The organism is Adhaeribacter soli (assembly GCF_008727925.1).
GTDB lineage: Bacteria > Bacteroidota > Bacteroidia > Cytophagales > Hymenobacteraceae > Adhaeribacter_A > Adhaeribacter_A soli.
Window position 1 is genome coordinate 89,402 of the sequence record NZ_VTWT01000003.1, and the last position, 16,969, is coordinate 106,370.

The 16,969-nt window shown below is 46.2% G+C and carries 15 protein-coding genes; 3 read left to right on the forward strand and 12 right to left on the reverse strand.

Going from position 1 to position 16,969, the window contains the following annotated elements:
• Positions 1–36: 36 nt before the first annotated feature.
• Both gldJ and F0P94_RS06625 read right to left on the reverse strand, forming a co-directional pair.
• On the reverse strand, positions 37–1,218 hold the full coding sequence (gene gldJ / locus F0P94_RS06620) for a gliding motility lipoprotein GldJ (protein ID WP_150903067.1): 1,182 nt from the start codon (positions 1,216–1,218) through the stop codon (positions 37–39).
• A gap of 66 nt (positions 1,219–1,284) precedes the next feature.
• Entirely contained in the window at positions 1,285–2,271 is a 987-nt protein-coding gene (locus tag F0P94_RS06625) for a PorP/SprF family type IX secretion system membrane protein (protein ID WP_191906946.1), read from the reverse strand.
• Positions 2,272–2,532: 261 nt separating this feature from the next.
• On the opposite strand from F0P94_RS06625, the gene F0P94_RS06630 reads away from it, so the two are divergent.
• Both F0P94_RS06630 and F0P94_RS06635 read left to right on the forward strand, forming a co-directional pair.
• A complete protein-coding gene (locus F0P94_RS06630; RefSeq protein ID WP_150903071.1) occupies positions 2,533–5,511 on the forward strand; it encodes an AsmA family protein in 2,979 nt (992 codons plus the stop codon).
• Between the two features lie 799 nt (positions 5,512–6,310).
• Positions 6,311–7,126: a DUF4382 domain-containing protein gene (locus tag F0P94_RS06635; protein ID WP_150903072.1), complete on the forward strand. Its 816-nt coding sequence runs from the start codon at positions 6,311–6,313 to the stop codon at positions 7,124–7,126.
• Positions 7,127–7,241: 115 nt separating this feature from the next.
• Here the strand turns inward: F0P94_RS06635 and F0P94_RS06640 are convergent, their stop codons facing one another.
• The 4 genes from F0P94_RS06640 to F0P94_RS06655 form a co-directional block, all read right to left on the reverse strand.
• Positions 7,242–7,715 carry a DinB family protein gene (locus F0P94_RS06640; protein WP_150903074.1) on the reverse strand — a complete coding sequence of 158 codons (474 nt, stop codon included), beginning with the start codon at positions 7,713–7,715 and terminating at the stop codon, positions 7,242–7,244.
• A 5-nt stretch (positions 7,716–7,720) separates the two neighbouring features.
• On the reverse strand, positions 7,721–8,110 hold the full coding sequence (locus F0P94_RS06645) for a DUF6970 domain-containing protein (RefSeq protein ID WP_225307139.1): 390 nt from the start codon (positions 8,108–8,110) through the stop codon (positions 7,721–7,723).
• A 43-nt stretch (positions 8,111–8,153) separates the two neighbouring features.
• Positions 8,154–8,555 carry a diacylglycerol kinase family protein gene (locus F0P94_RS06650; protein ID WP_150903076.1) on the reverse strand — a complete coding sequence of 134 codons (402 nt, stop codon included), beginning with the start codon at positions 8,553–8,555 and terminating at the stop codon, positions 8,154–8,156.
• Positions 8,556–8,627: 72 nt separating this feature from the next.
• Positions 8,628–9,200 carry a CDP-alcohol phosphatidyltransferase family protein gene (locus tag F0P94_RS06655; protein ID WP_150903078.1) on the reverse strand — a complete coding sequence of 191 codons (573 nt, stop codon included), beginning with the start codon at positions 9,198–9,200 and terminating at the stop codon, positions 8,628–8,630.
• A gap of 295 nt (positions 9,201–9,495) precedes the next feature.
• Between F0P94_RS06655 and F0P94_RS06660 the strand changes: the two genes are divergently transcribed.
• Positions 9,496–9,813, forward strand: coding sequence for a hypothetical protein (locus F0P94_RS06660; RefSeq protein WP_150903080.1), 318 nt, complete (start codon positions 9,496–9,498; stop codon positions 9,811–9,813).
• A 106-nt stretch (positions 9,814–9,919) separates the two neighbouring features.
• On the opposite strand, the gene F0P94_RS06665 is transcribed toward F0P94_RS06660, so the two are convergent.
• The 6 genes from F0P94_RS06665 to F0P94_RS06690 form a co-directional block, all read right to left on the reverse strand.
• Positions 9,920–11,722: an ELWxxDGT repeat protein gene (locus F0P94_RS06665; protein WP_150903082.1), complete on the reverse strand. Its 1,803-nt coding sequence runs from the start codon at positions 11,720–11,722 to the stop codon at positions 9,920–9,922.
• A gap of 156 nt (positions 11,723–11,878) precedes the next feature.
• The gene (gene fumC / locus F0P94_RS06670) at positions 11,879–13,273 is read right to left on the reverse strand and encodes a class II fumarate hydratase (protein ID WP_150903084.1); all 1,395 of its coding nucleotides are present in this window, start codon (positions 13,271–13,273) and stop codon (positions 11,879–11,881) included.
• A 202-nt stretch (positions 13,274–13,475) separates the two neighbouring features.
• Complete coding sequence (locus tag F0P94_RS06675; RefSeq protein WP_150903085.1) at positions 13,476–14,324, reverse strand: outer membrane beta-barrel protein; 849 nt, start codon at positions 14,322–14,324, stop codon at positions 13,476–13,478.
• A gap of 143 nt (positions 14,325–14,467) precedes the next feature.
• Positions 14,468–15,394 (reverse strand): hypothetical protein, encoded by a 927-nt coding sequence (locus tag F0P94_RS06680; protein WP_150903087.1) that lies wholly within the window; start codon positions 15,392–15,394, stop codon positions 14,468–14,470.
• Positions 15,391–15,747 carry a carboxypeptidase-like regulatory domain-containing protein gene (locus F0P94_RS06685; RefSeq protein ID WP_150903089.1) on the reverse strand — a complete coding sequence of 119 codons (357 nt, stop codon included), beginning with the start codon at positions 15,745–15,747 and terminating at the stop codon, positions 15,391–15,393. Before F0P94_RS06685 ends, F0P94_RS06680 begins: the two co-directional genes overlap by 4 nt.
• A gap of 158 nt (positions 15,748–15,905) precedes the next feature.
• Complete coding sequence (locus F0P94_RS06690; protein WP_150903091.1) at positions 15,906–16,442, reverse strand: hypothetical protein; 537 nt, start codon at positions 16,440–16,442, stop codon at positions 15,906–15,908.
• Positions 16,443–16,969: the final 527 nt, after the last annotated feature.

A 16,969-nucleotide genomic window follows, 5' to 3' on the forward strand; every position in this document is an offset into this window, starting at 1 on the left:
TTGCTACAGGGCTTTTTTTATAATACTTGGTAATGCTTATCTGTTAGAACCAGCGTTGATCATGGCGCAACGGAAACCGATTGTTGCAGTAGCGGAGTCCTGAGCCAGGAAGCGGCGGGTACCAGGAGATAACCAGTAAGCAACATCTTTCCAGGAACCACCTTTGTAAACGCGAACTTTATCGGTGATCAGGGACTGGAAGCCTTTTGCGTCGTAACCGGTTTCTTCATCCAGAAAACCGTTCCGGCGGAAAGGGTTAAGGTCTTCCACATCCTGGAATGAACCAGGACGGTAAATGTCCTGCACCCACTCATTCACGTTACCAGCCATGTTGTACAGACCGTAATCGTTTGGCGGATAATTGTAGATATATTCTGTGATCATCGCACCATCGTTCAGGGCACCGGCAATACCGGCGTAGTCACCACGGCCGCGCTTGAAGTTAGCCAGGAACTGACCCATGTTCTTGCCGTAAGGGTTACGCACCTGGTGGCCATCCCAAGGATAGATACGCTTGTTCATCTGGTTTTCGTCGTCGGTTAACTGCGTACCGATCAAAGCCTGGGCAGCATATTCCCACTCAGCTTCTGTCGGGAGACGGTAGTTCGGAAGCACAACGCCAGACTCCAATGGAATGCGGCCTGTTCCTTCCGGAATCTCTACACCAGCTTCTTTGGCTAAGTTCTGGTTAACTTTCTGGGTTCTCCAGGTACAGTAATCGTTGGCCTGCTCCCAGCTTACACCCACAACCGGGAAGAAACGGAAACCAGGGTAACGCAGGTAATGGTCTACGTAAGGGTCGTTGAAGGAAAGCTGACGAGCCCAAACGGTAGTGTCCGGCAAAGCAGACTTATAGAATTCTTCCGAAGAGTCCTTCTTAATATAGAACAAATATTCTAACCAGTGGATGTTGGCAACTTCAGCCTCGTCCATATAGAAGGAAGCTACCGTTACCGTTCTTTCCAGGTTATCGCGGGTCATCGCCAAATCTTCTTCCGTAGAACCCAGCGTGGTACGGCCGCCTTCTATGAAGATCAGACCCGGACCCTCCGGCTGCCCGGAATAATCGGCTACTTTAAATCCATCGTCCTGGTTAAACGCAATACCGGTAGTGGTACTAGCATCACCTGGATTGGTGCTGGTCGGGTTGCCTTTGTTGCAGGACGACAACAGTACTAAGCCGGTCGCTGCATAGGTTAGATACTTGAAAAGATTCATAAAATTAAATGTACCTGATAATGTATGGGTTTTCTAACAGAGATTAATTTGCAATGATACTAAAAATCAGAACGCCGGGCAAGCAATTTCGAGGGAATTTTTGTTCCGGGCCCTATTCTTAAAGATTTTGGTATAATCTACCAGGTGAAAGGCCAGAGAAACTTCGTGAGCGCCTCCGGTTGAGGCACTTAAACCGCTTAATCCCAAGTCATAACTATAGGCCATCCGGAAGGCATTTAACTGAATTCCGCCAATAAAAACCAGCGATTGTTCCGTCTTGGTTCCCCCTACCGGAACACCCCGGTACAGAATACCAACGGTTACCGGCGTATATAAAGTATACAGGCCCACATCTGTTCTCGAAAAAGGTCCGTGTTTTATGTAAGTTGCTGTAGGCGTGAAACTTAATTCGTAAAATTTGTTTTCTGAATAATGGGTATAGGCATAGAATTTGTAACCGGTGTTCAGAATTACTTTTAACGGCAGCCGGCTTTCGGTGGTATTTCCTAGGTCCGGTTGGTTCAGGTGGTTAGCGCTGATGCTTAGCCAGAGCTGGTCGGAATATAAAATGCCGCCGGTGCCCAAAGTTATGTAACGGACCGGATCGAAATTGTTAGTTTCAGCTGAAACTTCGTTTTGCAGGCCGTCGTCGGTAAACTGGTCGCCGAAAGTTAAATTGGTAAAATCTACTTTTTGCGAGCCGTAGCCGGCCTGTAAACCCGCGCTTACCGCCAGGTTCTTGGAAATTCTGGTACGATAACTGTAAATGCCGTTAAATCCGAACTGGGTAAATCCGGCGCTTCCGGACTGGTCCAGGAGCATTTGCACCCCCACGCTGCTTTTGCTTTCGCCCAGCCGAATGTCGCCGGAAAGGTAATTTGTAACGAAAGCGCCGCTAAGCGAAGGCCATTGGTTGCGGTAAGCGGCACTGGCACTTGCTTCGGCCGTAAGCCCTGCAAAAGCCGGGTTTAAGAGCAGGCGGGTGGCATATTGTTGGGAAAAGTGGGCATCCTGGGCAAAAACTTCACTGCCTAAGGCAAGAAAGCAACCCATTAAAAATTTTACTTTTCCCGACCACCGCATACTAAAACCAGCTTTCAAACAGTATATTAATGAGTTAAAAAAGTAAAATCAGCGTTATGGCTTTAGCCAGCAACCGGAAAACAATATCAAAACGAAGCGAAAAAGTACTTTCGTATGAAATTGCAGCATACAAATTTACTTTTTTTCGTAAGGGCTTCCGGCAACTTGCCGGGAAAATTTTTTAAGTAAATTCACGCTTTCATAAGGATAGCAAAAACAGTATATAAAAAAATGAAAAAAGTATTCATCGGCTTTGCCGTCTTCCTCGTCATTCTTATAGCCGCGGCCGCTTTGGTGCCCGTGCTTTTTAAGGATAAAATTAAGGAACTGGTAGATAAGGAAATTGCCAAGAACGTAGATGCCAAAGTGCTTTACGCCGCCAACGATGTGGACGTAAGTATCTTTTCCACTTTCCCGAACCTGGGCCTGGGCATCGATAACCTGACCGTGATCGGGGTAGATTCTTTTCAGCGCGATACGCTGGCTTCCCTGCCGAAATTCCGCATGGGCCTCGACCTGATGAGCGTAATTTCGGGAGACAAAATGAAAATTAAATCCATTACGCTTACCGAGCCCCGCCTGAAATTAAAAGTGTTGAAAAGTGGAAAAGCGAACTGGGATATTTACAAAGCAATTCCCGAAGAAGGCGCCCCGGATACCACCCAGACCAACTTTAAGATGGGGATAAACAAGTGGGAGATCAAGAACGGCCACATCGTGTATGAGGACCTGACGATCCCGTTTGGTGTGCTGGCCAAGAATGTGAACCACACTGGTAGCGGCGACTTCGAGCAGAACGTTTTCGACATGGTTTCCCACACCACTTCTGATGCTTTCACCATGACTTACGATGGTATAAACTACATCGAGAACAAGCGTCTGGAAGGCGATATGACCATGGCGATGGACCTGGATAAATTCCAGTTCACGTTTAAAGACAATAAATTCAAACTGAACGATTTTGCCTTTGATTTTGCCGGTTCCATTTTAATGCCGGCCGAAGACATCGACATGGACCTGACCTTTAAAGCGCTGGATACCGATTTTAAAACGATCCTCTCTTTAGTGCCGGGCATGTACACCGAATCTTTCAAGGATGTGAAAACCGATGGCAAGCTGGCTTTTGACGGCTACGTAAAAGGCCGCTTCAACGAAACTTCCCTCCCGGGCTTCGGCACGAACCTGAAAGTTACCAATGCCATGTTTAAGTATCCGGATCTGCCTCAGGCGGCTACCAATATTAACGTAGATATGTCCGTGGATAATAAGGATGGCAATATCGACCATACCAACGTGGAAGTGCGTCAGTTTCACTTAGATCTGGGTAAAAACCCGGTAGATGCCAAAGCGATTATCAACGGCCTGAACCCGATGAAACTGGACGGTAACCTGAAAGCCAACATCGACCTGAATGAAATTACCAAAGTTTTCCCGGTAGAAGGCATGACCTTGCGCGGCTTGCTGAAAGTGGATGCCAACGCCAAGGGTACCTACTCCGAAAAACAGATGCCGGTGGTGAAAGCCAACCTGAACCTGACGAACGGCTACGTGAAATCGAAAGACTTCCCCGCTCCTATCGAAAACCTGAACGCGTTGGTAAACGTGCTGAACGCCACCGGCAATACCGAAGACACTGATATCCGGATCGAGAATTTCCGGATGATGCTGGAAGGCGAGCCGCTGGCCGGCCGCGTGTACGTGAAAGGCATTGACAAACCGGCTTTCGACGCCGATGTAAACGGAACGATAGACCTGACCAAGATCACGAAGATCTTCCCGCTGGAAGGCATGAAGCTGGCTGGCCGCATTCAGGGTGCTATTAAAACCAAAGGTAACATGGCCGACATCGAAGCCGGTAAGTACGCCAACATCACTTCCAGCGGTACGGTGAATGTGAATAACCTGAACTTCGTAAGCCAGGATCTGCCTCAGGGTATGAAGATTACGAATGCCAAAGCTACTTTCAACAACGAGAAAATAAACCTGCAGAACATGAGCGGCTACCTGGGTAAAAGCGACATTCAGGTAGATGGCACGATCTCGAATTACATGGGTTATCTATTTGCCGAAAACCAGCCGTTGCGCGGTACCATGTCCTTAAATTCGAACCGTTTCGATGTGAATGAATGGATGGTTGATAATTATACCGGCCAGCCGGTAGCCCAGCAGCCGCAAACGCAACAGGCGCAAGGCGTAGTGGAAGTTCCGGCCAACATCGACTTTACGCTGAATGCCAACGTGAAGCAGGTGCTTTATGACAACCTGGATCTGCAGAATATGAAAGGTACCGTGCTTATTAAAGACAAGACCGCGAAACTGCAGAACCTGGCCTTTAATACGCTGGGCGGCGCTTTCGTTACCAGCGGTACTTACAACACCCAGAGCCTGCAGCACCCGAAATTCACCTTCGACCTGGATATCAAGAACCTGGAATTCAAAGAAGCTTTCAAGGCTTTTAATACCGTTCAGAAAATTGCCCCGATTGCCAAAGTGCTGGACGGTAAGTTCTCTACCAACTTTGCTTTTGCCGGCGAAATGGGTCAGGACATGATGCCGGTAATGGGAACGCTAAGCGGTAAAGGAGTAATTGAAGTGGTAAAAGCCGCCGTGAAAAACGTGAAGGTAGTACAAAGCATCAGCAACGTTACCCAGTTCAAAGAGATTGAAAACCTAATCATTGAGCATAAAGATATTGCAGCCGAGATCCTGAACGGTAACCTGGTGGTGAAGCCCTTTGATATTACCGCCGGCAAAATGAAAATGACCGTTGGCGGTACCAATAACCTGAGCGGCCTTATCGATTATGGCGTAGCGCTGGACGTGCCTACCGGTCAGGTGGGAGCTGCCTTAAACAACAAGCTCGCCTCTTTTGCCGGTATGAAAGATTACAAAGCCTCCGACCGCGTAACGCTGAACCTGAAAGTAGGCGGCACGGCAGAGGATCCGAAAGTAAGCTTAGCCGGTGGCGCTGCTAAAGGCGCTGCCAAAGAGATGGTAACCAACGTGGTAAAAGCTCGCTTGGATGTGGAAAAAGACAAGCTAGCCGAAAAACGGAAAGTAGCCGAAGACAGTGTCCGCAACGAGCTGAACCGCCGCAAGCAGGAAGCCGAAGAAAAGGCTCGTTTGGAAATGGAGAAAAAGCGGAAAGAAGCTGAGCAACAGCTTCAGAATAAGGCTAAAGACCAATTGAAAGGCATATTCAAAAAATAACGCCAACAGTAGTTTTCCACCCGGAAACGCTACGGTTTTAACCTGAAAAGCAAAAGCCTTATCCACATCGGATAAGGCTTTTTTATTGGCTCAGGATCAGGATTCTCAGGACTATAGTCTGAATATAGGTTTTGAGGGTTGCTACTCAAATAGTACAGGTGGTCAAATGTGGAGTTTATTCTAAGTAGGATTATTAAACAACTACAGGTAAAACCTTCGCCTACGGCAGGCACCGAATCTTCTGAACCCGTCATCTCGACGTCAGGAGAGATCTCATCAAGATGGTAGTACCTTTTATTCTGGCTATTCTACTTTATTCCGGAGATCTCTCCTGACGTCGAGATGACGCAATAATAATTGTGTGTCCTAGTTATAGCCTTTTTTAAGCGGAGAATGTGGTGGTTTTGCCTCGGGTGGAACACTCCAACAAATTGTCGAAAAGAATACAGGAGTAAGCTATTAATGAATTCAGCCAGGTGATAAAAGGCAGAAAGCTATTTACGAAAAACACTATTCTTAAAAGGAAGTAGCTTTTCCATTCCCTTTTTAAGGAATGCTGGACAGGATCATTACACTGATAACAAAATCACTCCTTTTCTGCTCTTTCTCTGTTAAGAAAAAATCCTATAATCCTTTAAAGAAAGATTAAGCTAAAATCACTTTTAAAGTTTTCCGGAAAGGTTTTTGCAAGCCGCCATTTAGCTATGCGAAAAATAAAATGCTAAAAGAGCGTAATCTTTTTTCTGAATTTCCGTATAGCTGTTAATTTTTATTCACCCTAATTCTTAACTACCCAAAAATGAAAACAAGCAGATTCGTGCTTCCGGCCATGTTGTTGGGATTAACGCTGGGCTTAGGCGCCTGCAGCAAAGACGATGATAAAACAACCACCGGCACCGGTACCTCCCGCATGGAAGTCCGCCTGACCGATGCGCCCGGCGATTATAAAGAAGTGAATATCGATATCCGTTCGGTGCAGGTACACAAAGATGCCAGCGACAACGGCACTACTGGTTGGGTAACCCTGGATAATATTAAACCGGGCATCTACAACTTGCTTGATTTTTCGAACGGAAAAGATACCCTTTTAGCAGCTTCCAACCTGCCGGTAGGCCATATCTCCCAGATCCGTTTGGTATTAGGCAATGATAACTCCCTGGTGCTGAAAGACGGTACTACCAAAGCCTTAAAAACCCCTAGTGGACAGACTTCCGGCTTAAAAGTACAGATCCATGCCGATCTGAAAGAAGATGTAACCTATGTAGTTTTGCTCGACTTCGATGCGGCTAAATCTATTGTGGCCAGAGGTAACGGCGAATACAACCTGAAACCAGTAATCCGCGCCATTACCCAAGCGGTTGGCGGTGGTATAAAAGGAACTGTAACGCCAGCCGAAGCCGGCAACGAGATCCACGCTATTGAAACCGCCCCGGGTGCGAATGCTAAAATCGATACTTTTGGCGGCTTTACTAACAGCAACGGCGCCTATATGATAAAAGGGTTGACCGGCGGTACTTACAAGGTCGATTTTTATGCACCAAATAAGAAGAAAACTGTAAATACTGTGGTAGTTACCAACGATAAACTTACCACCTTAGATATGAAAATGGACTAAGAAAACGATAGGTTTATCCACAAAAAAGTGCCGCCCTGATACTCTCACCAGGGCGGCACTTTTTATTTAAAATTATACGAACCTACGAATCCCGAAAATTCGAACATTCGATCCTTTAAACCGGTTGTCCGGTCTTGATGCGCACGTAGGTAATATAATCGGTATTAATGGGCTCGAAGCCGTTGTTGCGTAGTTCTTTGGCTACCTGAGCCCGGTGGTAGGTACAGTGGTTGAAAACGTGCGTAAAGATGTCGCAAACCCGGTTGGTGTACGCCATGCCCTGGGAGTTGGTGTATTTTATTTCCCGGTTAAATTCTTCCAGATCGGCATCCTTTAAGAGGTCGTAAAGCCTTGGTGAAGTTTCTTCGTGTAGCTTTCTTAACTCCTTCAGGCTGTGCTCCTGCCAAACCGTTACCGGACAAACCGTATCCGTCATCCGGGAGATCCAGATGTATTGCGCATTTAGCACGTGGCTGAACAGTTTTAAAGCTCCGGCCGGCGCTTCGCCGGGAAGGTTTTCTAAATGCGTCAGGAGCCGGTCGTTGGCCCAGATATTATATTCCGCGTATTTTTTTAACGTACTCCACATAGCTTCTATTTTCTTAAGTCTTCCCAGACCAGCTTTTCCTGGGTTCTGGTTTCAAAAAAGTCGGGGCATTTGCCATCGCCGCGACCGGTTATACCGCCATCCGGCTCACAAAGTTGCTCTCCCTGCGCATTCAGCACTTTGCCCGGAATATCGCAACAGCGGCCGCTTACATAATAAACCGGCTGATCCTGATATTGATACCGGAAGATCTTTACCGGCGGGTTTGTTGGCGCTTCATTTTTAAATTCCACGATCAGCTCGTTCAGCCATTCCGGGTTCGTTTCCGAAACGCCGGCGCTGCTGCTCTGCACCGCCACGGGTTTCTGACAAGCGCCCAGAAACGTTAAGCTTATTACAGAAAAAAGTACCAGGGTGTTTTTGTATGCAAGCATCATAAGCGGGTGCAAAAGTATGAAAGCCGGGAGATTTTCAAATTGTTCAGGAAAGATTTTTTAACCACTCCGCTACTACCGGAAGCGCTGCCACGTAAGGCCAGAAAATTAAAATGCCAATAGCCAGCGCCGTAAAGGCAGCCATCAGCACTGCCCCGGCTGCCAGGTCTTTGGCCTGCCCCGCCAACTCGTGGTAATCAGGCGAAACCAGGTCCGTAAGTTTTTCCAGAGCAGTATTAAAAATCTCGGCCATCCACACCAGCCCGATTGCCAGTATAATCCAGCACCATTCCGAAGGTTTAATGTGGAAAAACCAGCCCAGGAAAATTGCTTCAATGGCTGCCAGTACGTGGAGCTTCATGTTCGGCTCGTAGCGGAAAGCGGCTCCCATACCCCTCAGGGCATAACCAAAACTGTTTAAACGTTTCTTAATGTACTTCCGGGGCATCAGGCTTTAGGTTGGTTATTAGTGTAATTGAAGTTGAATTAACACATTTATTTCAGCATTGAGAACGGTAGCTTACTTTCTTTTGTCTCCACTTTTCCACACCCAAAGCATACCCTTTACATCTTCTTTAGGCACCGGTAATCTGAGTACCAGCATAATTTCCTCTGCCAGCGAAAGCATACCAACCACCATTGCCGGATAAAACAACCAGGAAGCAAACCGGTAAAAGAACAGCGCCAGCACGAACATGCCCAGCAACAGAAAAGCCATTTTAGAAAGGTACGTATGAAAGCTCGTCAGTTTCCGGTATTTTACCAGCGCGCACAAAACTTGTAGCAAATAAAGGCCAAGCAGCACCAGAAACCAAACCACATACTCCTGCAAAACTTCCGGCCGGAAACGGAATAATCCCGCCACCATTAATACTTGCGTGAGCAGGTCGCCTACCGAATCCAAGCTGCTGCCCAATCCGGAAGTTTGTTTTAACCGGCGCGCTACCGGTCCATCTATGAAGTCGGAGAAAAGGCTAAGAAGCAGCAGGTACTTAAACCAGTTTTCCTGCATCAGTACCAGCGCTAGCAAAAGAAACGGTACGGCTATGATCCGGTAAAGGGAAATCCAGTCGGCTGTGCTGAGCTTATTCATTTGCAGCAGATACGTATTAAATTATGGAAGTGATGAAAGCTATTGTTTGTGCTTGGTCAAGTTCCTTCCTCTGCTGTTGCAAATAGGGTTGACCGTTTTCATAATTAGCTGATGTTTTAAAGATTAGGTTTAGTTTAAATCCATAAGCTAAATACAATTTTGAATATATTGCATTACCAGCTCCAGAAAGACTATGCTTTATTTTAATCTGCTTCTATATTTCGTTTTGACTTTCCTGAATAGCTCTTCGCCGGTTAAAATTAAAACTGGAAGGTACAGCGCAAGTTCCGGAACAATGATGGAAAAAGTTAGCTGGTATCTGAAAGGGAAAAGGCATATCGGCGTAAGTTCTTCCTTAATGCTTCAGGATAACGGTACATTTAATTTTTCCACGTGTGGCTGCTCTTCCAAAGGAAACTGGGTTCAGAAAACCGATACCCTTTATCTGGCCGAAACGATAGCTGAATTTAAATTCGCCAATCAAACTGGTACGGCTGAAGCTACAGCCAAGAAGTGCCTTAAGAGCAACTATCGTATTGATAAGGAACGGTTGTTCCGGATAACCTATGATGAAGGGGACTGGATTGAATGCCTGAAGCCTGAACAGAACTAATTAGCTTATCTGTTCCAATAAGGCCGGTAAACAATACAACTTATAAATAAAAAGGCAGCCCCGAAATCCGAAGCTGCTTTTCTTTTTAATTAAGCAGGCTATAAAATCACTGTTTTACAAAGGTTTTCTGATAGGCTGTTCCACGCTGGTTATCAGTTACAACCAGGTAATAGATACCGGGCGCCAATAGTTGAACGTCTATTGCCTTCTCAGACAGATTACTTTTTAAAACAGTTTGACCCGTAGCATTAATGATGGTTGCCGTCAGGTGTTTTGTTGTACTGGATTCCGGTAAGTTAAGGTGAAGTTTTTCGGTTACAGGATTCGGGTAAATTGTAATTGCCTGGTCGTTAACCGGTTTGCCTGTGCTGCTTACGGTTCCGCCAATTTTGTATAATTCAAAACCGGCATTTGTGTAATTAGCGCTAAAGTAAAGATTATTATTGGCTACCTTCATAACTCCCGGACGGCCTCCAAAAGAGGTTGGCGCTAAGGGGCTCATCGTTACGGTAGCATTGGCAGGACTTACAATGCGGGTGCCGGCTGTTGTTCCATCTGTTTCGAAAAGCTGAAAATCGGTCTGGCTCTGGCGGGCGGTAAAATATAGCTTATTGTTGAAGTAATTCAGGTTCTGTACAATGGCACCATTGGTTCCGGGGTTTATGTCTTTAACCAGTTGGGTACCTGGACCTGTTCCGTCCGAAACCCAAAGCTCTACCCCATTGGTAGCCGTAATAGCAGAAAAAAAGAGCTTATTGCCTGCTACCGTAATATTCTCTATTCCGCTGGTGCTGCTGCCCGGGTTAATGTCTTTGATCATGTACGTTCCGGCCGCCGTTCCATCAGTTACGTACAACTCCCGATTACCCTGCGTAGCACTTCCTTCAAAATAAAGCTTGCCGTTCCAGGGTGTCCAATTCTCTTTTGCTCCCAGCACATCCAGGGGAGTAATCACAACGGTGCCGGCTGCGATTCCATCGGAAGACATTAACACCCTATAGGTAGATGTGTAGGTTAGAGAAAGAAACAGAAGTTTATTATTGAAAATATGGAAGTGAGAGGGCCAGCCACTACTTGAACCGGGAGCCAGATCTTTAAAAAGCTGGGTGCCTGCCACAGTTCCATCCGTAACCCAAAGCTCAACATCATCCGTCTGAAACGGAGCCGAGGTATGAAAGGTAAAGTAGAGTTTATTATTGAATACGATCATGTCGTAATCAATTAAGGTATTATTGTTGTTCGCCGTTGGCGGCGTTAGCATTATAGTACCGGCAGTGGTGCCATCCGTAACCCATAATTGTCTTTTCAGGGTAGCATCGTAGCCATAAAAGTAGAATTTGTTCTGGTAGGCAATGCCCTTCACGCTGGCTTCCTGCCCTCCTGCTCCGGGATTTATATCCTTGATCATTTTCGTGCCGGCAGACGTGCCATCTGTAACCCAGTATTCATCTCCATTTACCCCGTTGTCGGCCCGGAAGTACAGTTTATTTCCGGCAATAAAGAAAGAATGCATGCTGCTGCTGCCGTTACCAGGTTTAATATCGGCAAGCATCTGGGTTCCGGCCGCGGTTCCGTCGGTATACCATAATTCTCTGCCTGCCGAAGTGGAAGCACTGAAATAAAGTTTTCCGTTAAAAACGATTATCGGGACCACGAGAGCATGGGAAGCGCCCGGATTAACGTCTTTTACCATCATGGTACCGGCAGTAGTGCCGTCGGTTACCCAAAGCTCCTCGCCATTAATTCCATCATCAGCACTGAAATAGGTTTTGCCATTATATTCTATAAATGAACCTGGGTCAGAATCTGAAAAAAAACTTGTCGTATTGATGTCTTTTACCAGAACCGGCATTTGGGCCATGGCCGGGAAAACAATGCAGGTCATTAAGCCTAGTAGTAGTTTTTTCATACAAATGGTTCGTTAGAAGATAAAAAACTATTTTAACCTGCTTAAGTACACGATTATTTGTTACAAATACAACATAAAACAAAAGCAGCTCCGGAACCCGGAGCTGCTTTTCCAAATAAAGGTAAGTCTTGTGTCTTAAGTCTTGCTACTTATGTCTTACTTCAAAGACCCGATCATATCTTCCGGCTTCACCCACTCAGTGAATTGCTCATCGGTCAGTAAACCAAGTTCCAAAGCGGCCTGACGCAAGGTAGTGCCTTCTTTGTGCGCTTTCTTTGCAATTTTAGCGGCATTGTCGTAACCAACGTGTGGGTTCAGAGCCGTTACCAGCATCAAAGAGTTTTCCAGCTGACGTTTGATCACTTCGTAGTTCGGCTCGATACCAACCGCACAATGCTTATCGAAAGAGTCACAGGCGTCGCCTAACAATCGGGCGCTCATCAGCAGGTTGAAGATCATTACCGGTTTGAACACGTTTAGCTCGAAATGGCCGTTCATGCCGCCTACCGAAACGGCTACGTCGTTACCCATTACCTGGGCACAAACCATGGTCATGGCTTCGGCCTGGGTTGGGTTTACTTTGCCCGGCATAATAGAAGAACCCGGTTCGTTTTCCGGAATAATGATCTCGCCAATACCCGAACGCGGACCGGAAGCCAGCAAACGGATATCGTTAGCAATTTTCATTAAGCTAACCGCCAGTTGTTTTAAAGCGCCATGGGTTTCTACAATGGCGTCGTGGGCGGCTAAGCTTTCGAATTTGTTTTCGGCCGTGCGCATTGGCAAACCGGAGAATTCAGAAATCTTCTTCGCTACCAGTACATCGTAGCCTTTCGGCGTGTTCAGGCCGGTACCTACCGCCGAGCCACCTAAAGCCAATTCGCTTAAGTGGTCTAAGGTGTTTTTAATGGCCTTCATAGCGTGATCCAGCTGGCTTACATAACCGGAAAGCTCCTGACCGAGGGTAAGCGGCGTGGCATCCATTAAGTGCGTACGGCCGATCTTTACCACGTTCATGTACTCCTGGCTTTTGGCGTGCAGCGTGTCGCGCAGCTTTTTCACCATTGGCAAAGTGGTTTCAGTTACGGCTTTGTAAGCCGCAATGTGCATCGCCGTCGGGAAGGTATCGTTCGAGGATTGTGACTTATTTACGTCGTCGTTCGGGTGGATCTTTTTCTTCTCGTCCATCAGGTCGCCGCCCAGCAGTACGTGCGCGCGGTTTGCCACCACTTCGTTCACGTTCATGTTGCTTTGCGTGCCCGAACCGGTTTGCCAAACCACCAACGGGAACTCATCGTCCAGGTAACCGGCCGAAATTTCGTCGCAAACCTTACCGATGATCTCGGCTTTTTCCATCGGCAATACGCCTAATTCCGCGTTGGCAAACGCCGCGGCTTTTTTCAGAATGGCAAAAGCCGAAATAACTTCTTTGGGCATCAGCTGACCGCCGATGGTGAAATTGTCTTTAGAACGTTGGGTCTGTGCGCCCCAGTAACGATGCGCTGGAACCTCAACCGGCCCCATGGTGTCTTTTTCGATCCGGATACTCATAATTTTAATGTGCTAATTTATGAATGTGCTAATGTGATAATGTTCTGGTGAAAATCCGGTTGGTAAAAGGGTAGGATTTTCGGGCGTAAAACTAAACAATTATTTAGAAAACGGCGGAAAAAGCAAAAGCTTCGCCCCGTTCTGAAGCAAAGCTTTTATTATTTTTTCACGTGGAAAAGCGGTAGGGTTTGGGTAGGAAAAGTTAAAAATTATATTTTAAGCCGATATTCAGACCTACTGTGCTGAAATTAAATGGGTGTTTAACATTTACCCAATCAACCTCTTTTATTGTTGTGTTTGTAAATGAGTTTTCAAGAGAAATCTCCTTTTGTTCTGCTGGGTACAAATCGTCATGTCCATTATGAATTTGCTTTGTTAGCTGGTACTTATTAGGTGCATACGATAAGTTGCTCATTTTTATTTCAGAAAATACAGCGTACTTATCGTTAATTTTATAGTCAAGCCCCAAAGCCCCCTGTACGCCAAATCCCCAGCCGCCTTTGTACTCCGCTTCTTGAATTACTTCATTCCAATTGTCTGAAAGATAATCGTTTATAAAAATGGTTCCAGTACCCGTTGCAATCCCGAATTTGCCATGCAAGTTCAGGTGCTCGGAAAGTTTGGTTATCATTACAAATGAAGGCTGGAATATTATCATTCGTGCATGCATTTCTGTTTTGTTAATAAAGGGGCTGATCGAATCTTGGCTAGCGTTTCGTTGAAACGATGTATTGTTTTTTCCACCAGCTAGATAATTAACCTCTACTTCGACACCCAATTGCTCAGAAAACATAAAGCCAAATGCTATATTGCCGGTAAACCCTTTACCGAAATTTACTCGCACCCGTTCTATTTTTTCTGTGCTCTGAATCAAATTATTATCTTGGTTTATTGTGCTTGTTATTAATGTTTTTTGGCCGAACTGCGATCCAATTCCCAGATTATACCCACCCCCAATTTTTACATAATTACTTTGAGCGAAGGCGGAAACAGAATAGAAAGAAGCAGCAGCGACCAAAGCCACGGCGGGAAATAATTTAGAAAAATTCATGAGTGTAGTTTAAGCAATAACTGGATTATGGGCTAAAGTCGTAACAAAAACCTGGAAAAACAACCTGAAGATGTTACATTAAAGAAGATGGTTTCGGGGCTTTACCGAATGCTATCCTTTAAACCAGAAAAATAAAACTTCTGCTATAGCTCCTCTAAGCGGGCAGCGTATAAAAAGTCGCGGCCTTGCCTGCTCACGTCTCGGTAAATAAAATAAACCCGCCCGTTATAAACTCTTATTTTCCGCGCAAAGGAGAAAGCAATTTTATAAGCCGGGCCGGTGCTGCCGGTAGTAAAATCGATTTCCTCCAGCAGGGCAATTCCGTTCTTATCGAATCTGCCGTATGCCCGTTGCAGCACCGGATCAATAATTACCTCCTGCCCCCAGTCCTTTCGTTGTGGATAAGTAATGGGAATTGTTCTGGTAAGCGTATCCCGCTGGTAAAAGCTGATGTTTCCCTGCAAATGGTTGAAAATAGCAACTTCTTTCCCGATCTTAAACAAGGGCGCATAGGGTGGTTGGTAAAGTACTTTCCGGGCAAATTCCTGTTTTCGGGCCGCACTCTGAGCGGTACGGTCCAGTTCGGCCACAGCCCGTCTTTTCCGGTATCGGGCCTCATCCTGCTGCATAGCCGTTATTACCGGGTCCTGAATTTGGCTAAGCAGCTTTGACCTATTAGTTACTTTATTCACATAGAAAAAGGCTTTGCTGCCGCCGGAAACTAATGGCCGCTCCAGGTAAAAATCGTTGCCGTTGGCAGCGGCACAGGGCTTTATTAGTGTGGAAAACGCGTTAATAGATTGAAGCGGAAAGAGGCCCAGGCTTAAGGAGTCCGGTTGCAACTGGTAGGCATCCGTTTCGGTGAGTACATGCAGGTTATCCACACAGTCGCGGTAAAGGCTTTGGGCGTGAAAAGGCAGTTTAAAAGCGATCAGCACCGAATCCGAACTTTCCTGCAGCACTTTTAAAACCGGCATTTTCGTACCGGCTTGCCAGCCCAGCACGAACATTTTATCTCCCAATAACTCATAATCCAGCACCGAACCCGAGCTCACCTTTTCCGGCTTCAATTTTTAACCGTGGCAATTTCAACTTCTTCCAGCAGGAGCGCTTTAGGCTTTAGTTGTACCTCCACATAAGTCTGGCCGGGTTTCAATTTTACCTGAACCGGCTGATAAGCTACGTGCGTGAACACAAGCGTAACTTCTGCCGGAACAGTAGGGAATTGCAGAGAAAAAGTGCCGTCTTTCGCCGATGTTGTGCCGGATTTGGTACCCGCAACCTTTACGCTTACTTCTGCCAGATTTTGCCCCGTTTCCTGGTCGGTAACCTTACCATTTACCTGCAGCGCGTTCTGCTGAGCAAAAGCCGTTAAGCTGTGCAGGAACAGGATGGTAAAAAGAACCCGGAAGCAGTGGCGCATCGTGCAGCTAAATTAAACAGAAGCTGCAATTTACACGAAAACACGGGATCGTAAAATTACTGTTGAGCAGGAGCGCATTAACCTTTATTTCCCGCAAGAAAGCAAACAAAAAGCCCCATCATTGATGGGGCTTTTGCAGGTTTATAAACCGTAAAATCTTACAACATATTCATCAGTAGCAATACCAGACCAATTACTAACAAGATTAAACCGATCACATAAAGTACCGGTAGAAGCAAGCCCAGGATAATAAATATCAGACCCAGGATGATAAGCAGCTTTACATTGCTGTCGATAGCCGTTCTGTTTTCTTCCTTGATCGACTTCTTAAGTTGTTTAAGGTTTTTGCGAAGCTGCTTCAGGTTTTCTTTGCTAGCTTTTTCGTTTTGGCTGGTATTTTCAGCTAACTGGTTGCGGGTTGTAGAAAGCGACTTGGCCAGGGCGGCAGCGGCAGTTTTATGTTCCGGCGCAATTTCAGCCGGGGCAGTTGCATCATCGGAAGCAGTTAAAACCGGATCGGCTGCAGCAGCGGTTTCAGCAACTTCAGGTGCAGAAGCCATTTCAGCAGGCTTTGCCTTAGTTTCGTGGTAGCTGCCGGAAGCCGGCGCAAACGTGTAAAGATTGCTGGAGCAGGAGCTTAAAAGTGCCAGGGAAAGTGAGGCGACAGCCAGTTTCAGGCGGAAAAGTTTGTTCATATTTTATTTAAGTAGAATTGTTTACGTACTGTTTTTAACCCCTATACTCTATTCAGGCGCTCCGGTTTCCGGAATTTATTCAGCGATTAGAAATCGTAGGCAAGATTAAGAAATTCAGCTCATGTCTGCCAAAAACTTCCGGGAATTTTCTTTGTCTCATTACAAAATAAAGATGTCATGTAGCGAGACCAAATCCATCAGGCTAGAGAAATGTAGGTCATTCCGAGCGAAGCCGAGGAAACTTATACATACTACTATGGCATTTGAGTGTAGCAACGAAATGCCTTTCTTTCGTGATTGGTATGCGATAGTTTCCTCAGAGCGCCGCTCACAAGTTTCGCTTCTCCTCGCGCTCACTTGTGTTCGGGATGACGCGATGAAGTAGCTTCGCCGGAAGGCTATGGCATCAGGAAGTAGGTATCAGGACACAAGTATCGAGACAGAAATGTTGGGAAACTTCGCCGTTTTAGCTGCTTAAGAAAAAAGCCTCTATGAATTTTCCAAATAGCTCTAACCGCTCTTTCCTT

Excerpts from the sequence above, each read along its gene's own strand:
- gldJ (WP_150903067.1), bottom strand. The coding sequence starts at position 1,218 with ATGAATCTTTTCAAGTATCTAACCTATGCAGCGACCGGCTTAGTACTG.
- F0P94_RS06625 (WP_191906946.1), bottom strand. The coding sequence starts at position 2,271 with ATGGGTTGCTTTCTTGCCTTAGGCAGTGAAGTTTTTGCCCAGGATGCC.
- F0P94_RS06630 (WP_150903071.1), top strand. The coding sequence starts at position 2,533 with ATGAAAAAAGTATTCATCGGCTTTGCCGTCTTCCTCGTCATTCTTATA.
- F0P94_RS06635 (WP_150903072.1), top strand. The coding sequence starts at position 6,311 with ATGAAAACAAGCAGATTCGTGCTTCCGGCCATGTTGTTGGGATTAACG.
- F0P94_RS06640 (WP_150903074.1), bottom strand. The coding sequence starts at position 7,715 with ATGTGGAGTACGTTAAAAAAATACGCGGAATATAATATCTGGGCCAAC.
- F0P94_RS06645 (WP_225307139.1), bottom strand. The coding sequence starts at position 8,110 with ATGATGCTTGCATACAAAAACACCCTGGTACTTTTTTCTGTAATAAGC.
- F0P94_RS06650 (WP_150903076.1), bottom strand. The coding sequence starts at position 8,555 with ATGCCCCGGAAGTACATTAAGAAACGTTTAAACAGTTTTGGTTATGCC.
- F0P94_RS06655 (WP_150903078.1), bottom strand. The coding sequence starts at position 9,200 with ATGAATAAGCTCAGCACAGCCGACTGGATTTCCCTTTACCGGATCATA.
- F0P94_RS06660 (WP_150903080.1), top strand. The coding sequence starts at position 9,496 with ATGATGGAAAAAGTTAGCTGGTATCTGAAAGGGAAAAGGCATATCGGC.
- F0P94_RS06665 (WP_150903082.1), bottom strand. The coding sequence starts at position 11,722 with ATGAAAAAACTACTACTAGGCTTAATGACCTGCATTGTTTTCCCGGCC.
- fumC (WP_150903084.1), bottom strand. The coding sequence starts at position 13,273 with ATGAGTATCCGGATCGAAAAAGACACCATGGGGCCGGTTGAGGTTCCA.
- F0P94_RS06675 (WP_150903085.1), bottom strand. The coding sequence starts at position 14,324 with ATGAATTTTTCTAAATTATTTCCCGCCGTGGCTTTGGTCGCTGCTGCT.
- F0P94_RS06685 (WP_150903089.1), bottom strand. The coding sequence starts at position 15,747 with ATGCGCCACTGCTTCCGGGTTCTTTTTACCATCCTGTTCCTGCACAGC.
- F0P94_RS06690 (WP_150903091.1), bottom strand. The coding sequence starts at position 16,442 with ATGAACAAACTTTTCCGCCTGAAACTGGCTGTCGCCTCACTTTCCCTG.